The 15,371-nt window shown below is 73.0% G+C and carries 12 protein-coding genes and 3 tRNA genes; 7 read left to right on the top strand and 8 right to left on the bottom strand.

Annotated elements, in window-relative coordinates; all coding sequences use genetic code 11:
- Positions 1-176 precede the first annotated feature (176 nt).
- Together dnaG and AB0E88_RS20085 are read left to right on the top strand one after the other, a co-directional pair.
- Positions 177-2,096 (top strand): DNA primase, encoded by a 1,920-nt coding sequence (dnaG, locus tag AB0E88_RS20090; protein ID WP_361632097.1) that lies wholly within the window; start codon positions 177-179, stop codon positions 2,094-2,096.
- Positions 2,097-2,238: 142 nt separating this feature from the next.
- Complete coding sequence (locus AB0E88_RS20085; protein WP_361632095.1) at positions 2,239-3,522, top strand: RNA polymerase sigma factor; 1,284 nt, start codon at positions 2,239-2,241, stop codon at positions 3,520-3,522.
- Between the two features lie 39 nt (positions 3,523-3,561).
- Here the strand turns inward: AB0E88_RS20085 and AB0E88_RS20080 are convergent, their stop codons facing one another.
- The 4 genes from AB0E88_RS20080 to AB0E88_RS20065 all read right to left on the bottom strand — a co-directional run bounded on the left by AB0E88_RS20080 (position 3,562) and on the right by AB0E88_RS20065 (position 9,256).
- Entirely contained in the window at positions 3,562-5,490 is a 1,929-nt protein-coding gene (locus tag AB0E88_RS20080; protein ID WP_361632093.1) for an ABC transporter ATP-binding protein, read from the bottom strand.
- Entirely contained in the window at positions 5,490-7,223 is a 1,734-nt protein-coding gene (locus AB0E88_RS20075; RefSeq protein WP_361632091.1) for an ABC transporter ATP-binding protein, read from the bottom strand. The genes AB0E88_RS20080 and AB0E88_RS20075 overlap by 1 nt, the downstream gene beginning before the upstream one ends.
- A 126-nt stretch (positions 7,224-7,349) precedes the next feature.
- Positions 7,350-8,789: an FGGY family carbohydrate kinase gene (locus tag AB0E88_RS20070; RefSeq protein WP_361632089.1), complete on the bottom strand. Its 1,440-nt coding sequence runs from the start codon at positions 8,787-8,789 to the stop codon at positions 7,350-7,352.
- 152 nt (positions 8,790-8,941) lie between these two features.
- Positions 8,942-9,256: a YtxH domain-containing protein gene (locus tag AB0E88_RS20065; protein WP_361632087.1), complete on the bottom strand. Its 315-nt coding sequence runs from the start codon at positions 9,254-9,256 to the stop codon at positions 8,942-8,944.
- 158 nt (positions 9,257-9,414) lie between these two features.
- On the opposite strand from AB0E88_RS20065, the gene AB0E88_RS20060 reads away from it, so the two are divergent.
- From AB0E88_RS20060 to AB0E88_RS20050, 3 genes are all read left to right on the top strand, one after another.
- Positions 9,415-9,487, top strand: a tRNA-Asn gene (locus tag AB0E88_RS20060).
- Positions 9,488-9,492: 5 nt separating this feature from the next.
- Positions 9,493-9,565, top strand: a tRNA-Asn gene (locus tag AB0E88_RS20055).
- A gap of 188 nt (positions 9,566-9,753) precedes the next feature.
- Positions 9,754-9,827: transfer RNA gene (locus tag AB0E88_RS20050), tRNA-Ile, on the top strand.
- Positions 9,828-9,931: 104 nt separating this feature from the next.
- Here the strand turns inward: AB0E88_RS20050 and bla are convergent.
- The 3 genes from bla to AB0E88_RS20035 form a co-directional block, all read right to left on the bottom strand.
- Positions 9,932-10,855: a class A beta-lactamase gene (bla, locus tag AB0E88_RS20045; RefSeq protein WP_361632085.1), complete on the bottom strand. Its 924-nt coding sequence runs from the start codon at positions 10,853-10,855 to the stop codon at positions 9,932-9,934.
- 266 nt (positions 10,856-11,121) lie between these two features.
- Positions 11,122-11,286 carry a hypothetical protein gene (locus AB0E88_RS20040; protein WP_361632083.1) on the bottom strand — a complete coding sequence of 55 codons (165 nt, stop codon included), beginning with the start codon at positions 11,284-11,286 and terminating at the stop codon, positions 11,122-11,124.
- A 65-nt stretch (positions 11,287-11,351) separates the two neighbouring features.
- Positions 11,352-11,996: an ANTAR domain-containing protein gene (locus AB0E88_RS20035; RefSeq protein ID WP_361632163.1), complete on the bottom strand. Its 645-nt coding sequence runs from the start codon at positions 11,994-11,996 to the stop codon at positions 11,352-11,354.
- A gap of 284 nt (positions 11,997-12,280) precedes the next feature.
- Between AB0E88_RS20035 and AB0E88_RS20030 the strand changes: the two genes are divergently transcribed.
- Together AB0E88_RS20030 and AB0E88_RS20025 are read left to right on the top strand one after the other, a co-directional pair.
- On the top strand, positions 12,281-12,634 hold the full coding sequence (locus AB0E88_RS20030; protein ID WP_361632081.1) for an STAS domain-containing protein: 354 nt from the start codon (positions 12,281-12,283) through the stop codon (positions 12,632-12,634).
- A complete protein-coding gene (locus tag AB0E88_RS20025) occupies positions 12,631-13,569 on the top strand; it encodes an anti-sigma factor RsbA family regulatory protein (RefSeq protein WP_361632079.1) in 939 nt (312 codons plus the stop codon). The genes AB0E88_RS20030 and AB0E88_RS20025 overlap by 4 nt, the downstream gene beginning before the upstream one ends.
- Before the next feature lie 625 nt (positions 13,570-14,194).
- On the opposite strand, the gene AB0E88_RS20020 is transcribed toward AB0E88_RS20025, so the two are convergent.
- Complete coding sequence (locus AB0E88_RS20020) at positions 14,195-15,232, bottom strand: rod shape-determining protein (RefSeq protein WP_361632077.1); 1,038 nt, start codon at positions 15,230-15,232, stop codon at positions 14,195-14,197.
- Positions 15,233-15,371: the final 139 nt, after the last annotated feature.

Raw genomic sequence — 15,371 nt, 5'->3', positions numbered from 1 at the left:
CGCGCCGCGCTCCCCGGGGGGCAACCCCCGGACCCCGGGCCGGGGACGGGACGTCTCGCCCCGGGACTGTCGGTCCGGCCCCGTGCCGCGCTCCCCGGGGGGCAACCCCCGGACCCCGGGCCGGGGACGGGACGTCTCGCCTCAGGAGTGTCGGTCCGGCCCCGTAGAATCTCCACGTGGCAGGACGGATCAGAGACGAGGACGTGAAGGCGGTTCGGGACGCTGTCCCGATCGACGCCGTCGTCTCCGAGTACCTCCAGCTGCGCAACGCGGGCGGCGGCAACCTCAAGGGCCTGTGCCCCTTCCACGACGAGAAGTCGCCGTCCTTCCAGGTCAGCCCCAGCAAGGGACTCTTCCACTGCTTCGGCTGCCAGGAGGGCGGCGACACCATCGCCTTCGTGATGAAGGTCGATCACCTGACCTTCTCCGAGGCCGTCGAGCGCCTCGCCGGCCAGGCCGGCATCACCCTGCGCTACGAGGAGGGCGGCTACAACCCCGCCCACCAGCGCGGCGAACGCATCCGCCTGGTCGAGGCGCACAAGGTCGCCGCCGAGTGGTACGCCGAACAGCTCGCCACCAGCCCCGAGGCCGACACCGGCCGGATCTTCCTCGCCGAGCGCGGCTTCGACCAGAACGCCGCCCTGCACTTCGGCGTGGGCTACAGCCCCCAGGGCTGGGACCATCTGGTGCGCCACCTGCGCGGCAAGGGCTTCAGCGACAAGGAGCTGCTGCTCTCCGGCCTCGCCCAGGAGGGCCGCCGCGGCCCCATCGACCGCTTCCGCGGCCGGCTGATGTGGCCGATCCGCGACATCGGCGGCGACGTCGTCGGCTTCGGCGCCCGCAAGCTGTACGAGGCGGACAACGGACCGAAGTACCTCAACACGCCCGACACGGCGATCTACCGCAAGAGCCAGGTGCTGTACGGCATCGACCTGGCGAAGAAGGACATCGCGAAGTCCTCACGGGCGGTCGTCGTCGAGGGCTACACCGACGTCATGGCCTGCCACCTCGCCGGGGTCACCACGGCCATCGCCACCTGCGGCACCGCCTTCGGCACCGACCACATCAAGATCCTGCGCCGCCTGCTGATGGACAACGGCAGCGCGCGGGTGATCTTCACCTTCGACGGAGACGCGGCCGGCCAGAAGGCGGCCCTTCGTGCCTTCGAGGACGACCAGAAGTTCGCCGCCGAGACCTACATCGCGATCGCGCCCGACGGCATGGACCCGTGCGAACTGCGCATCGTGAAGGGCGACGAGGCGGTCGCCGACCTCGTCGAACCGCGCACCCCGCTGTTCGAGTTCGCGCTGCGCCAGATGGTCGCCCGCTACGACCTGGACACCCCGGCCGGCCGCGCCGCGGCCCTCGACGAGGCGGCCCCGGTCGTCGCCCGCATCAAGAACAGCGGCGCCCAGCACGAGGTCGCCGTGCAGCTCGCCGGGATGCTCGGCATCCTCGACACGCAGTTCGTCGTCAAGCGGGTCGCCCAGCTCGCCCGCTGGGCCCGCGACCGCGGCGGCAAGGGCCCCGCGCCCGCCACGCCATCGGACCGGCAGCAGCCGGACCGGCAGCAGTGGGCGGCCGGCGGCGGCCCGGCGTTCTCCGGCCCGGCCCTCACCCTGCGCAACCCCGTCTACGCCACCGAACGCGAACTGCTCAAGCTCGCCCTGCAACGCCCCGAACTGGTCTCCCCGGCCTTCGACGCGTACGGCGTCGACGAGTTCACCGCCCCGCCGTACGCCGCCGTACGCCAGGCGATCCTGGACGCGGGCGGTGCCGAGCAGGGCCTGACGGACCCGCAGGAGTACCTGGTCCGGGTCCGTGAGGCCGCCCCCGACGACCGGGTCCGCGCGATGGTGACGGAGCTGGCCGTCGAGGCGATCCTGCGCCGCACCGTCGACGAGACCTACGCCGGCATGGTCCTGGTGACCGTCCGCCGCCGCGCCGTGGAACGCCGGATCACCGAGGTCCAGTCCCAGCTGACCCGCCTCGGCGCCGCTGGCGACCCGGCCGCCCTGGCCGCCGTGCAGAACGAGCTGTGGGTGCTCCAGCAGTACGACCAGGCGCTCCAGGCGCACGGAGCCGCGGCGCTCTGAACCGGCGGCCTCGTCGAGGCCGCGGCGCTCTGAACCGGCGGCCTCGTGAGGGTCGCGGCGCTCCGGCCCGGCGCTGGGACCGGGATCACCAGCCGGTCACCGAGCGGACGCAAAAAGTCATCGCACGCCCCTCGTTTCCGCGATGTGTCGTACTCCACACTGGGGTGCGGTGCCTGAGTCCCCGGAGCGCGGCCGATCCGTCCCCACGCGTCCCACACCCGCGCGGTCCGTTCACCTCAGCAGCGTTTCCCCCCTGGAGGTCGCCCCCGTGCAGACCCAGACCCTCGTCCACAGCGACAGTACCGACGGCGCGGAAGCGGACGCGGAGGCCGATCTGTTGGCCGCCGTCCCGCCGCAGAGCCCCGCCGCGCACCACCCCGAGGCCATGCCCGAGCCCACAGAGCCGCCCGCCGAGGCCCTCGCCGAAGCGGAAGCCGATGCGGAAGCCCGGGACGAGGCCGCGGCGGAGACCGGGCCCGCCGAGGCCGTCACGCCCGCCCGGGCCGAGACCACCGGGCCCTCCGCCGACCTGTTCCGCCAGTACCTGCGGGAGATCGGCCGCATCCCGCTGCTCACCGCCGCCGAGGAGGTCGACCTGGCCCGGCGCGTGGAGGCCGGCCTGTTCGCCGAGGAGAAGCTCGCCAACACCCCGGACCTGGACAGCCGGCTGGCCCACGACCTGGACCGGCTCGTCGTCCTGGGCCGCCTCGCCAAACGGCGGCTCATCGAGGCCAACCTGCGCCTGGTCGTGTCGGTCGCCAAACGCTACGTCGGCCGCGGCCTGACCATGCTCGACCTCGTGCAGGAGGGCAACCTCGGGCTGATCCGGGCCGTGGAGAAGTTCGACTACGCCCGCGGCTACAAGTTCTCCACCTACGCCACCTGGTGGATCCGCCAGGCCATGTCCCGGGCGCTCGCCGACCAGGCCCGCACCATCCGCGTGCCCGTCCACGTCGTCGAACTCATCAACCGGGTCGTGCGGGTACAGCGCCGCATGCTCCAGGAACGCGGCTACGAGCCCACCCCCGAGGAGGTCGCCGGCGAGCTCGACCTGGCGCCGGAACGGGTCGGCGAGGTGCTGCGCCTCGCGCAGGAGCCGGTGTCGCTGCACGCGCCGGTCGGCGAGGAGGAGGACGTCGCGCTCGGCGACCTGATCGAGGACGGCGACGCCGCCTCACCCGTGGAGTCGGCCGCGTTCCTGCTGCTCAGGGAGCACCTGGAGGCGGTGCTGTCGACGCTCGGGGAGCGCGAGCGCAAGGTCGTCCAACTGCGGTACGGGCTCATCGACGGCCGGCCGCGCACCCTGGAGGAGATCGGCCGCCTCTTCGGCGTGACCCGGGAGCGCATCCGGCAGATCGAGTCCAAGACCCTCGGCAAACTCCGCGACCACGCCTTCGCCGACCAGCTCAGGGGCTACCTGGACTGAAGCGGCGGGTCGCCCGGCACCGGGCGACCCGCCGGACGGTCAGTCGACCTCGGCGACCGCCTGCGCGAACTGCGCCTGGTACAGCCGCGCGTACGCGCCGCCGGCCGCGAGCAGCTCCCCGTGCGAGCCCTGCTCGACGATCGAGCCGTTCTCCATCACGAGGATGGTGTCCGCGTCCCGGATCGTGGAGAGCCGGTGCGCGATCACGAAGGACGTCCGGCCGTGCTGGAGCTTGGCCATCGCTTTCTGGATCAGCACCTCGGTGCGCGTGTCGACGGAGCTGGTCGCCTCGTCGAGGACCAGGATCACCGGGTCGGACAGGAACGCCCGCGCGATGGTGATCAGCTGCTTCTCACCGGCGGAGACACCCGTGCCCTCGTCGTCGATGACGGTGTCGTAGCCGTCGGGCAGGGTGCGCACGAACCGGTCGGCGTGCGCCGCCCGCGCCGCCTCCTCGATCTCCCCGCGGGTGACCTCGCGCGCCGCGCCGTAGGCGATGTTCTCCGCGATCGTGCCGCCGAACAGCCACGTGTCCTGCAGCACCATGCCGATCCCGGCACGCAGGTCGTCCCGGGACATCCGCGCGATGTCGACGCCGTCCAGGGTGATGCGCCCGCCCGTCACGTCGTAGAACCGCATCAGCAGGTTGACCAGCGTGGTCTTGCCCGCGCCGGTCGGGCCGACGATGGCGACCGTCTGGCCGGGCTCCACCTTCAGCGACAGGTCCTCGATGAGCGGCTTGTCGGGGTCGTAGCGGAACTGCACGTGCTCCAGCTCCACCCGCCCGCGCAGCTCGGCGGGCCTCTCGGCGGGCACCGGGTCGCTCTGCTGTTCCTCCGCGTCCAGCAGCTCGAAGATGCGCTCCGCCGAGGCCACGCCCGACTGCACCAGGTTCGCCATCGACGCCACCTGCGTCAGCGGCATGGAGAACTGGCGGGAGTACTGGATGAACGCCTGCACGTCACCGATCGACAGCGAGCCCGACGCGACCCGCAGACCACCGACCACGGCGACCAGCACATAGTTCAGGTTCGACACGCACATCATCAGCGGCTGCATGATCCCGCTGTTGAACTGCGCCTTGAACCCGGCCTCGTACAGCGCCTCGTTCTGCTCGGCGAACTGCTGCGCCGACTCCTGCTGCCGGCCGAACACCTTCACCAGGGCGTGCCCGGTGTACATCTCCTCGATGTGCGCGTTCAGCTTGCCCGTGGTGCGCCACTGCTGCACGAAGTGCGGCTGCGAGCGCTTGCCGACGCGGGTGGCGACGACGAACGACAGCGGCACGGTCACGAGTGCGACCAGCGCCAGGATCCAGGAGACGTAGAACATCATCGCCAGCACGCCGATGATCGTGAGCAGCGAGTTGATGAGCTGGCCCATCGACTGCTGGAGGGTCTGCCCGATGTTGTCGATGTCGTTGGTCGCCCGGGACAGCACCTCGCCGCGCTGCCGCTTGTCGAAGTACGACAGCGGGAGCCGCGACAGCTTCGTCTGCACGTCCTCGCGCAGCCGGAACATGGTGCGGTTCACGGCCCGGTTGACCAGGCGCGTCGCCACCGCCATCAGCAGACCGGCGACGAGGAAGGTGCCGAGCGCGAGCAGCAGGACGTCGCCGACCGCGCCGAAGTCGATGCCCTTGCCGGGCGTGAAGTCGGTGCCGCTCAGCATGTCGGCGATGCCGCCCTGCCCGTGCGCCCGCATCGAGTCGAGGACCTGCTCCTTGGTCGCCCCGGCCGGCATGCGCCGGCCGATGATCCCGGCGAACACCAGGTCGGTGGCCTTGCCGAGGATCTTCGGGCCGACCACGTTCAGCCCGACGCTGACCACCACGCACGCCAGCAGCGCGTAGATGGTGACCCGTTCCGGCCGGAACTGGGAGACCAGCCGTTTGCCCGAGTTCTTGAAGTCCAGCGAACGGCTGTCGGGACCGCCCCCGGCCATCATCCGCCCCATGGGCCCCGCCATCAGGCAGCCTCCGCTTCCGTCAGCTGGGAGAGCACGATCTCCCGGTAGGTCTCGTTGTCCGCCATCAGTTCGTGGTGGGTGCCGCTGCCGACGACCCGGCCCTCGTCGAGGACGACGATCCGGTCGGCGTCGCGGATGGTCGACACCCGCTGGGCGACGATCACCACGGTCGCCTCCGCGGTCTCCCGGCCCAGCGCGGCGCGCAGCGCGGCGTCGGTGGCGTAGTCGAGCGCGGAGAAGGAGTCGTCGAAGAGGTAGATCTCCGGCCGCTGCACCAGGGTCCGGGCGATCGCCAGGCGCTGGCGCTGACCGCCGGAGACGTTCGTACCGCCCTGCGCGATCGGCGCCTCGAGGCCGCCCTCCAGCTTGGTGACGAAGTCCTTGGCCTGCGCCACCTCCAGCGCGTGCCACAGCTCCTCGTCGGTGGCGTCCGGATTGCCGTAGCGCAGGTTGGAGGCGACCGTCCCGGCGAACAGGTACGGCTTCTGCGGCACCATGCCGACCGTGCGGGCCAGCAGCTGCGGCTCGACCTCGCGCACGTCCACGCCGTCGACGAGCACCTCGCCGTCGGTGGCGTCGAACAGCCGCGGGACCAGGCCGAGCAGCGTGGACTTGCCGCTGCCGGTGGAGCCGATCACGGCCGTCACCTCACCGGGCCGGGCGACCAGGTCGATCGCCTTCAGCACCGGCTCCTCGGCGCCCGGGTAGCGGAAGCCGGCGCCGCGGATCTCCAGATGGCCGTGCCGGCGCAGCTCGCTGACCGGCGCGAGCGGCGGCACGACGCTCGACTCGGTCTCCAGGACCTCCTGGACACGCTCGGCGCACACCTCCGCGCGCGGCACCATCATGAACATGAAGGTGGCCATCATCACGGACATGACGATCTGCATCAGATAGGCGAGGAACGCCGTCAGATCACCGATCTGCATCCCGCCGCTGTCGATGCGGTGCGCGCCGAACCACACCACGGCGATCGACGACACGTTCACCACCGTCATCACGATCGGGAACATCAGCGCGAGCAGGTTGCCGGTGCCCAGCGCCATCGCGGTGAGATCGGTGTTGGCCTTGCGGAAGCGCTCCTGCTCGTAGTCGTCGCGCACGAAGGCGCGGATGACGCGGTTGCCGGTGATCTGCTCGCGCAGCACCCGGTTCACCGTGTCCAGCCGCACCTGCATGGCGCGGAACAGCGGCCGCAGCCGGCGCACGATCAGCGTGACGCAGATCGCCAGCACCGGGACCACCGCGACCAGCACCCCGGACAGCGGCACGTCCAGGCCGAGCGCCAGGACGATGCCGCCCACGCACATGATGGGCGCCGACACCATCAGGGTGAACGTCATCAGGGCCAGCATCTGGACCTGCTGCACGTCGTTCGTCGTACGGGTGATGAGCGAGGGCGCGCCGAAGTGACCGACCTCACGTGCGGAGAAGGACTGCACCCGGTCGAAGACGGCACCGCGCACGTCCCGGCCGAGCGCGGAGGCGGTCCGCGCGCCGAAGTACACGGCACCGATGTTGCACACGACCTGTGCCAGCGAGATGCCGATCATCAGGGCGCCGTGGCCGAGGATGTAGCCGGTGTCGCCGTTGACGACACCGTTGTCGATGATGTCCGCGTTCAGGGTGGGCAGGTACAAGGTGGCGCAGGTCTGCAGGAACTGCAGCCCCACCAGCAGGGCGATCGGTTTCTTGTAGGGCCTGAGATAGGTCCGCAGGAGTCGTATGAGCACGCTGGGTTCTCTCGGAGTCGGCGACGGGGGCGGTTCGGTTGCCCGTGGCCCCTATCGTCGGACACTCCACCCGCGTTACCTCAACCGATTAACCCGAACCGGCGTGCCCCGGCCGAGGGGTCGCCCCTACGGCCGCATCGCCCCCGGATGGGTCTGCTCGCGGACCGACACGTACTGCTGGCGCACCGCCTGGCCCACCGCCAGCTCCTCACCCGGCTCCAGCACCTGCGCCGCCGCGCCGTGCCAGGACGGAGGGGTACGCGGATCGAGGATCCCCTGCGACACGCCGAGCGCCCACGCCGCCTGCCGCGCCGCGCCGATCGCCGCGTAGTCCGCGGGCTGCGGGACGACGACCTGCGCGCCGAACAGGGCCGGCGCGGCCGCCTGCACGGCCGGCAGCTCGGCCGCCGCGCCCAGCAGGAAGATCCGCCGCACCTCGACGCCACGGCCGCGCAGCACGTCGAGTGCGTCCGCGAGCCCGCACAGCATCCCCTCGAACGCGGCCCGCGCGAGGTGTTCCGGCTTCATCGACTCCCGCCGCAGCCCGGCGAGCGTGCCCGCCGTGTGCGGCAGATGAGGCGTCCGCTCACCCTCCAGATACGGCAGCAGCACCAGCCCGTGCGCGCCCGGCGTCGACTTCATCGCCAGCTCCGACAGGCTCTCCAGGTCCGGCAGCCCGAGGAGTTCGGCGGTACCGCGCAGGGCCCGTACGGCGTTGAGGGTGGTGACGACGGGCAGGTGCATCCCGGTCGCGTCGGCCAGCGAGGTGATCATCCCGGTGCTGTCGACGAGCGCCTCGGGGTGGACGGCCATCACGGACCCGGAGGCGCCGAGCGAGACGACCGCGTCCCCGAGCCCGATCCCGAGCCCGAACGCGGCGGCCATGGTCTCGCCGGTCCCGGCCGAGATCAGCAGCCCCTCCGGTGTCGTACCGGCCGCCTCCGCGGGGCCGATGACCTCCGGGAGCATCGCCTGGCGGCCGAGCGCCAGCTCGACCAGGTCGGGACGGTAGGCACCGGTGGCCGCCGACCAGTACCCGGTGCCCGAGGCGCCGCCGCGGTCGGTGGTCCGGCGGACCGGCCGGCCCAGCAGCTGCCACACCAGCCAGTCGTGGGCCTGCATCAGCACCGCCGCGCGGCGCGCGTTGTCGGGCTCGCTGCGGGCCAGCCAGCGCAGCTTGGTCACCGGCTGCGCGGCCTGCGGCACGCACCCCACGGCCTGCGCCCACGCCTCCCGCCCGCCGAGCGCGTCGATGAGGTCGGCCGCCGCAACCTGCGCCCGCTTGTCGGCGCCGGCCAGCGCCGGCCGCACGGTGGCGCCCTGCGCGTCCAGCGGGATCAGCGCGTTCTGCTGCGCCGACACGCCGATGGCCTGCACGCCCTCCAGCAGGCCGCCGCCGGCCGCCTCACCGAGGGACAGCAGCCAGGCCTGCGGGTCCACGTCGCTCGGGCGTCCCTCCAGGGGATGCGGGGCATAGCCCTGCCGCAGAACGGCACCGGTGTCCGTGTCGCAGACCACGATGCGCGTGAAGTCCGGTGAGCTGTCCAAGCCGGCGACTATCCCCATGGCCACCGATTGTGCCGTAGCGCTGCGCCGGCTCGGGCGGGGGGCGTCCTAATCGGGGGGTGCGTGTGCTGCCGCCGGGTGCGGGGCGTGGGTGGCTGGTCGCGCGGTTCCCCGCGCCCCCGGGTCCGCACGAGTCCCCCCGCCCGACATGTTCAGGTGTTGCTCGTGCCCCAGTCGTCGCTTCCGCCTCCGTTGTGGGCGCTGCGGGCCTTGAGGGACTTGACGCGGTGGGCGACGGAGTCCGGGACGTGGACGTGGTCGCCGACCTTGTCGCTGACGGCGTGATAGGCCTTGCCCGCGAACTGGCGGCCCTGCATGGCCGCCGTCTCCGCGGTGTTGCGCACGGCCGGGTTCTGCGTGACCTGGCGGGCGGACTTCTTCAGCTGCTCGTAGCGTTCGCGCCCGGCCTTCGTGCCCAGTACGTAACCCAGGGCGAGTCCGGCGACGAACGTGAGCCGGTAGCGCATGGCGGCCACCCTTCCTCGTGTCGGTCCTGTGGTGCGGCGTCGGCGCCGGGGGTACCGATTGGCGGAGCACCCCCCTGCTTGCGCTAATGTATGTGTCGCAGCGAGCGAGCGCCCCCTGGCGAATACCCCAGGAGGTCCGTTCGATGCGAACGAGGCATTCCTCCGTAGCTCAATTGGCAGAGCAGCCGGCTGTTAACCGGCAGGTTACTGGTTCGAGTCCAGTCGGGGGAGCTCGGTCCTCCGTAGCTCAATTGGCAGAGCAGCCGGCTGTTAACCGGCAGGTTACTGGTTCGAGTCCAGTCGGGGGAGCATGCTGAACGAGGACCCCGATGGGGTCCTTTTTCATGTGCGCGGGAACCGCGCGCACGGCGTCGCGGTCCTCATGGACGTGGCGTGGTCGTGGCGCGCGTGCGAGATCGCCCCTGCGAAGCAGGAGATCGTATGAGCGGCTATGCTGCGGCACACGGCGCGTACACATGTACGCGACACGCCGCTATGGGGCGGTAGCTCAGCCGGTTAGAGCAGCGGACTCATAATCCGTCGGCCGTGGGTTCGAGTCCCACCCGCCCCACCGCGCAGTACGGGCGCAGAATCGATCTGACCTGCGGGTCCTCGGCGGCGGCGGTCGCCACGCCGAGGCGGCGACCGCCGTTCACCCGTCCGGGGGCGCCTTCCTCACTCACCCGGCGCCAGGCTGCGGGCCAGCAGACGCGCCGCCTCCTCGATCAGGTGGTTGTCGACCGGGGCGTCCGGTGCGGCCTTCGACGTCAGCACCGCGAGAACGAGCGGTGTGCCCCTCGTCGTCCACGCCACGCCGATGTCATGCGCGCTGGCGTAGTCGCCGGTGCCGGTCTTGTCGGCGACGGTCCAGCCGGCCGGCAGCCCCGCGCGGAAGCGTTCGCCGCTGGTGGTGTTGCCCTTCAGCCAGGTCACCAGCCGATCGCGGTCCGCGGGGGACAGGGCGTCGCCCAGTGTCAGGGTCGCGTAGGAGCGGGCGAGGGCCGCAGGCGTGGTGGTGTCGCGCGGGTCACCGGGGACGGCCGTGTTCAGCTGGGGCTCCCAGCGGTCGAGCCGGGTCACCCGGTCGCCGAGCGAGCGCAGGAAGCGGGTCAGCCCGGCGGGGCCGCCGATCTGACGCAGCAGCAGATTGCCGGCGGCGTTGTCGCTGTAGCGGATCGCCGCCGCGCACAGTCCGTCCACCCGCATCCCGGTGGCGACGTGCTTCTCGGTCACCGGGGAGTTGGGCAGCAGGTCGGCGGCCGGGTAGGCGATCACCCGGTCGAGCGGGGCGCAGTGGCCGTGGTCGCGCAGCACCGCGGCGGCGGCCAGCGTCTTGAACGTCGAGCACATCGCGAACGGCTCGTCGGCCCGGTGGGCGACGAACTGCCCGGTGCGCGCGTTGCGGGCGTACACGCCGAGCCGGGCGCCGTAGCGCTCCTCCAGGTCGCGCAGCCGGCCCTCGGCGTCGCGCAGCCGCTCGGGTGCCGCCGGCGCGGCCGTGGCGGCGGCGGAGGCGGCGAGCACCGCGGCCGGCGCGGCGAGGCCGGCCTTCAGCAGCGGGCGCCGCGGCGGAGTGGGGGAGCTGGTGGTGGCGGTCATCGCGGGGGCCTCCCGGGGTCCGTCGTGCCGTGATCGACGGGCCCAGCGAAACAGCCGCACCGCGCACCTGTCCAAGAGCTCGGCCCGCGTTTCGCCGACGCGGACGCCGTGACGCCGCGAGGCCGCCGTGACGCCGCGAGGCCGTGGCGCTGTCCTGCGTCATGACCCCCTGACGCAGGGCAGCGCATGACAGGGGAAGTGAAGGCGTCACCGGTGCGCGGGTGCCGGCCGCCACCGGCGGCTGGGGTGCGGCGGCCGGTCCGGGATCACTGCGCTGTGTCGGCCGCCGCCGTCACCTCGGTGTCGTCGTCGCGTTCGCCCTCCGCCTGGGACGGTGTCGTCTGCGGGCTCGTCGGCTCGTCGGTCGGGTCGGACGTGTCGTCGGCGGTCTGCCGCTCGCCCTCGGCCTGCGACGGGGTGGGTTCGGTCATGGCTTCCTCCCGGGTCCGTCGGTCGCCGCCCGAGTACCCCGGGAGATCACCGGACCACACCGGTGTCAGGACCGGTGGTGCCGGGAGCGGCGGTGGGAGAGTGCCGTGCGCAGCGCCGAGCGGATCTCGGCCGGCGGGGGAGCGCCGGCGGCGCCGGCCCCGGCGGTGAGCATGGCGGCCACCGCGCGCAGCTTGGTGTTGGACAGCTGCGAGGTCTCCCGCAGGATCGTCCACGCCTCCTGCGAGGTGCAGCCGTGCGCGGCCATCAGCATGCCGCGCGCCTGGTCGATCACCGGCCGGGAGGCGATCGCCTGCCGCAGCTGGGCGATCTCGTCCTGCAGCGTCCGCAGCCGCTCCGCCCGCTCCAGCGCCACGGCCGAGGCGGTGCGCGCCGGCGGGTCGGCCGGTCCCGCACCGCCGTGGGCGGCGCCGCGCAGCGGTTCCCCGGTGTCCAGGCCGGCCAGCTCCAGGATGCGGCGCGGCTGCCCCTGCCAGTGCGCGGTCCGCACCGGGACCCCGTGCCGGTGGCGGTGGTCGTCCAGGAGGTCCAGGAAGCCCAGCCCGGCCGTGTCCATGAAGTGCACCCCGGACATGTCCAGCTCGATCTCCCGCACCCCCTCCGGCAGCCCGTCCAGCGTGGCCGCCAGGGTCCGGGCACAGCCGTGGACCAGCTCCCCGCGTGGTCGCAGCTCGGCCCGTCCCCGGGCCACGCGGGCCTCGACGACCAGCGCGTCCAGCTGTCCCGTCAGCGGTGTACGGTCTGCGTCCCGGTGGTCTCCGACGGTCCTCACGGCGTCGCGCGCCCCCTGTGCCTTTCGGTGCGAATCGTGCAGGCCGCGGCCTCCCGCGCGCCCGCGAGGCTCCGGGCTCCTCGCTGTCGGGCTGCGCCTGCCCGGCGTACCGTCTCCTACACACGTGCTCCCGCGCGGTCGGCGCCGGGCGGCATGGCCGGGTGCCGGGCGGGTAGACAGAGATCGTCGAGGAGGTGGCGGTCATGGGCGACCTGGACGGGGTGCCGGCTCCGCCCGTCGACGCGTTGCCGGCACTGTCGCTGGCGCCGCTCTCCGGGCGGTCCGGCCTGCGGGCCACGGGCGAGATCAGCCTGGGAACGCGTGGGGACTGGGAGCGTGCCCTGCGAGATGTGCTGTGCGAGGACGATGATGTGTACTACCTGGAGCTGTCCGCGGTGACGTTCGCCGATGTCGCCGGGGTCGGTGCGCTCGCGGACGCGGCCCAGCGGCTGCCCGACGGGCGCCGCATCGTGCTGCACCGTCCGCCGGCCGTGGTGAGCAGGGTGCTGGACTTGTTCTGGCCCGGGATGGCGGCGATCGAGGTGTCGATGTCATGAGTACGAGCGAGGCGCCGGCCGAGCCGTTCGTGCACCCTGCGCTCTTCTACCGGGACCCGCAGGAGTACCTCGCCGGCACCGTTCCCTTCGTGCGCGACGGGCTCGACGCCGGCGAGCCCGTCGCGGTCGCCGTCCCCGGTGACAACCTGGAGCTGATCCGCTCCGAGCTGGGCGACGACGCCCGCCGGGTGCGGCTGATGGACATGCGGGAGGCCGGACGCAACCCGGGCCGGATCATCCCCGGGGTGCTGCGCGCCTTCGCCGACGCGCAGCCGGCCGGACGCCGGGTGCGGATCGTCGGCGAACCGGTCTGGGCCGGGCGCAGCGCCGCCGAGTACCCGGCCTGCGTACAGCACGAGGCGCTGATCAACGCCGCGTTCCAGGGCCGCGAGGCGACGATCCTGTGCCCGTACGACGTCGTCCGGCTGCCCGAGCGGACGGTCGCCGACGCTTACGCCACCCATCCCACGGTGATCCCGGCCGGCGCTGTCGGCGAACGCCTCAGCCACGCGTACGCCCCCGCCGAGGTCGTCGCCCGCTACAACGAGCCGCTGCCCCCCGCCCCGGACGTCACGGCGTTCGCCTTCGACCGGGCCTCCCTCTCGGCGGCCCGGCACCACGCGGTCGGCGAGGGTGCGCGGCTCGGACTCGAGGGCGTACGGCTGGACGATCTCGCCCTCGTCGCGGCCGAGTTGACCACGAACAGCGTGGTGCACGGCGGCGGGAGCGGCACCGTGCGGGTGTGGGGAGAGGGCGGGCACGTGGTGTGCGAGGTGCGGGACGCCGGGCGGCTCACCGACCCGCTGGCCGGCCGCCGGCCCGTCCCGCGCGGCCAGCGCGGCGGCCGCGGTCTGCTGCTGGTGAACCTGGTCAGCGACCTGGTACGGCTGCACACCGCCGAGGACGGCACCACGATCCGCGCCTACCTCTCCTAGCACCGGCCGTCTCCTAGCACCGGCCGTCTCCCAGCACCGGCCCTCTGCCGCGCCCATCTCGGCCCGGCGCCGGTCTCGGTTGACGCCCGCCTCCGCTGTCGCCGTCGGCCTCGGATGGGCCCGCTTCGACCGGCACCTGTCGTCGGATCGGGCGGGCCGACAGGGCGGTCCCGCCCGACCCGGGGCGCGGACGCGTGGGCGCCCCGCGTGAGCTTCCTGCGAGTGCGGGGAGCCTGCGACCGCGGGGCCGCGGGGGAGAGTCGACGCGAGTGGGGGATCCCCGGGCCGAAGGCATAGTGCGGAGGGGCCCCGTCGGCCGGCTACGGCGCCCGTCGGGGCGTCCGGTCACGGTGGGGAGCGGTCGCCGTAGGGGACCCGGCGCGGCCCGGGTGGCCGCGCGCTGTGTCCCCGGCGGGGCACCTGCGCGGGGTCGCGGCGCCTCCAGCCGAGCATCCGGACGCCGGCGCGCAGCGGCCCCTGCGGGCTGCGGGCGGCGGCGTGCCGTGGCCCCGGCGGGGATTCCGGGGCACGGGGAGTAGTGGCCGTCCGTGGGGATGCGGGCGATGTGTGCAGCGCGGCCCTCGGTGGGGGATCCGTGCCGCGCGCAGTGGGTCAGGGGGGTGGGTCAGGGGGCCAGGGGGTCCAGGTGCAGTGGTTCGATGCGGCCCTCCAGCATGGCGCCCAGGCCCTGGGCCGCGCAGATGTCGGGGCGGTCGGCGATGTGCACCGGCATGCCCGTGGCCTGACGCAGCATCTGGTCGAAGCCGGGGAGCAGGGCGGAGCCGCCGACCATCATGATCCCGCGGTCGGCGAGGTCGGCGACCAGGTCGGGCGGGCAGTCCCGCAGCACCTTGCCGATGCCGTCGAGCACGGCGGTCAGCGGTGTCTGGATGGCGTCCCGTACCGCCGCGGTGTCCACGCGGACGCTGCGCGCGAGCCCGGTGGCCACGTCCCGGCCGTGGATCTCGGTGGACGCCGGGCCGTGCGGGGTGAGCCCGTTGCCGGACAGGGCCAGCTGCAGCGGACGTACGGACTGGCTCGGCAGCATCAGCTCGTGTTCGTGGCGCAGGTGCTGCACGATCGCGTGGTCCACGGCCTCACCGCCGACCGGGATGCGCTCGGCGGTGACGATGGAGCCGAGGGAGAGCACCGCCACCTGGGTGGCCGCCGCCCCGCACACCATGATCATCGTGGCCTCGGGGCGCTCCACCGGCAGCCCGCAGCCGACCGCGGCGGCGATCAGCGTGTCGACCAGCTCCACCCGCCGCGCCCCGAGCCCGACCAGCGTCTCGATCGCGGCGCGCTGGGCGAGCGGATCCGCGTCGTGCGGGGTGCAGGCGGCGGCCCGCAGCCGGGGCTTGCGGCGCAGCTGGCGGCGGATCTTGTCGCCGAGCAGGTGCCGCAGCATGCGCTGCGCCATCTCGATGTCGACGACCGTCCCGCCCGACACCGGGCGCACGACCCGGATGTAGTGGGGGGTGCGGCCCGTCATCTTCTCCGCGAACTCACCGACCGCGATCAGCGCGCCGGTGCGGGTGTTGACGGCGGCGGCGGACGGCTGGTCGACGACGAGCCCCGCGCCCTTGACGTAGACGCGGGTACGGGCCGCCCCCAGGTCGACGGCGAAGTGGCAGCGGCGCAGCTGCTCGAGACTGGCGGTCATGGCTGGCGGTTCCTCCCGTAGGTGGCGGGCCTGTCTCGCATCCTGCGGGGACGGAGAGGAAGCCGCTTGCTGGAGGGGGCCGGGCGGGGTGCCGCTGAACGGGTGTTTCGCCCGCGACCCTCCGACGCGCCCCGCCCGT

Origin of the sequence: Streptomyces sp. NPDC028635, assembly GCF_040637635.1 — a bacterium.
Lineage (GTDB): Bacteria > Actinomycetota > Actinomycetes > Streptomycetales > Streptomycetaceae > Streptomyces.
Note: the sequence above shows the minus strand (reverse complement) of the source record. Positions and strands in the feature narration are given on the sequence as shown.

Bases quoted from the DNA above. Each gene is read 5' to 3' on its own strand.
- AB0E88_RS20025 (WP_361632079.1), top strand. From the start codon at position 12,631: ATGAGTACGAGCGAGGCGCCGGCCGAGCCGTTCGTGCACCCTGCGCTC.
- AB0E88_RS20030 (WP_361632081.1), top strand. From the start codon at position 12,281: ATGGGCGACCTGGACGGGGTGCCGGCTCCGCCCGTCGACGCGTTGCCG.
- AB0E88_RS20040 (WP_361632083.1), bottom strand. From the start codon at position 11,286: ATGACCGAACCCACCCCGTCGCAGGCCGAGGGCGAGCGGCAGACCGCC.
- AB0E88_RS20080 (WP_361632093.1), bottom strand. From the start codon at position 5,490: ATGGCGGGGCCCATGGGGCGGATGATGGCCGGGGGCGGTCCCGACAGC.
- AB0E88_RS20085 (WP_361632095.1), top strand. From the start codon at position 2,239: ATGTGTCGTACTCCACACTGGGGTGCGGTGCCTGAGTCCCCGGAGCGC.
- AB0E88_RS20020 (WP_361632077.1), bottom strand. From the start codon at position 15,232: ATGACCGCCAGTCTCGAGCAGCTGCGCCGCTGCCACTTCGCCGTCGAC.
- bla (WP_361632085.1), bottom strand. From the start codon at position 10,855: ATGACCGCCACCACCAGCTCCCCCACTCCGCCGCGGCGCCCGCTGCTG.
- AB0E88_RS20070 (WP_361632089.1), bottom strand. From the start codon at position 8,789: ATGGGGATAGTCGCCGGCTTGGACAGCTCACCGGACTTCACGCGCATC.
- AB0E88_RS20065 (WP_361632087.1), bottom strand. From the start codon at position 9,256: ATGCGCTACCGGCTCACGTTCGTCGCCGGACTCGCCCTGGGTTACGTA.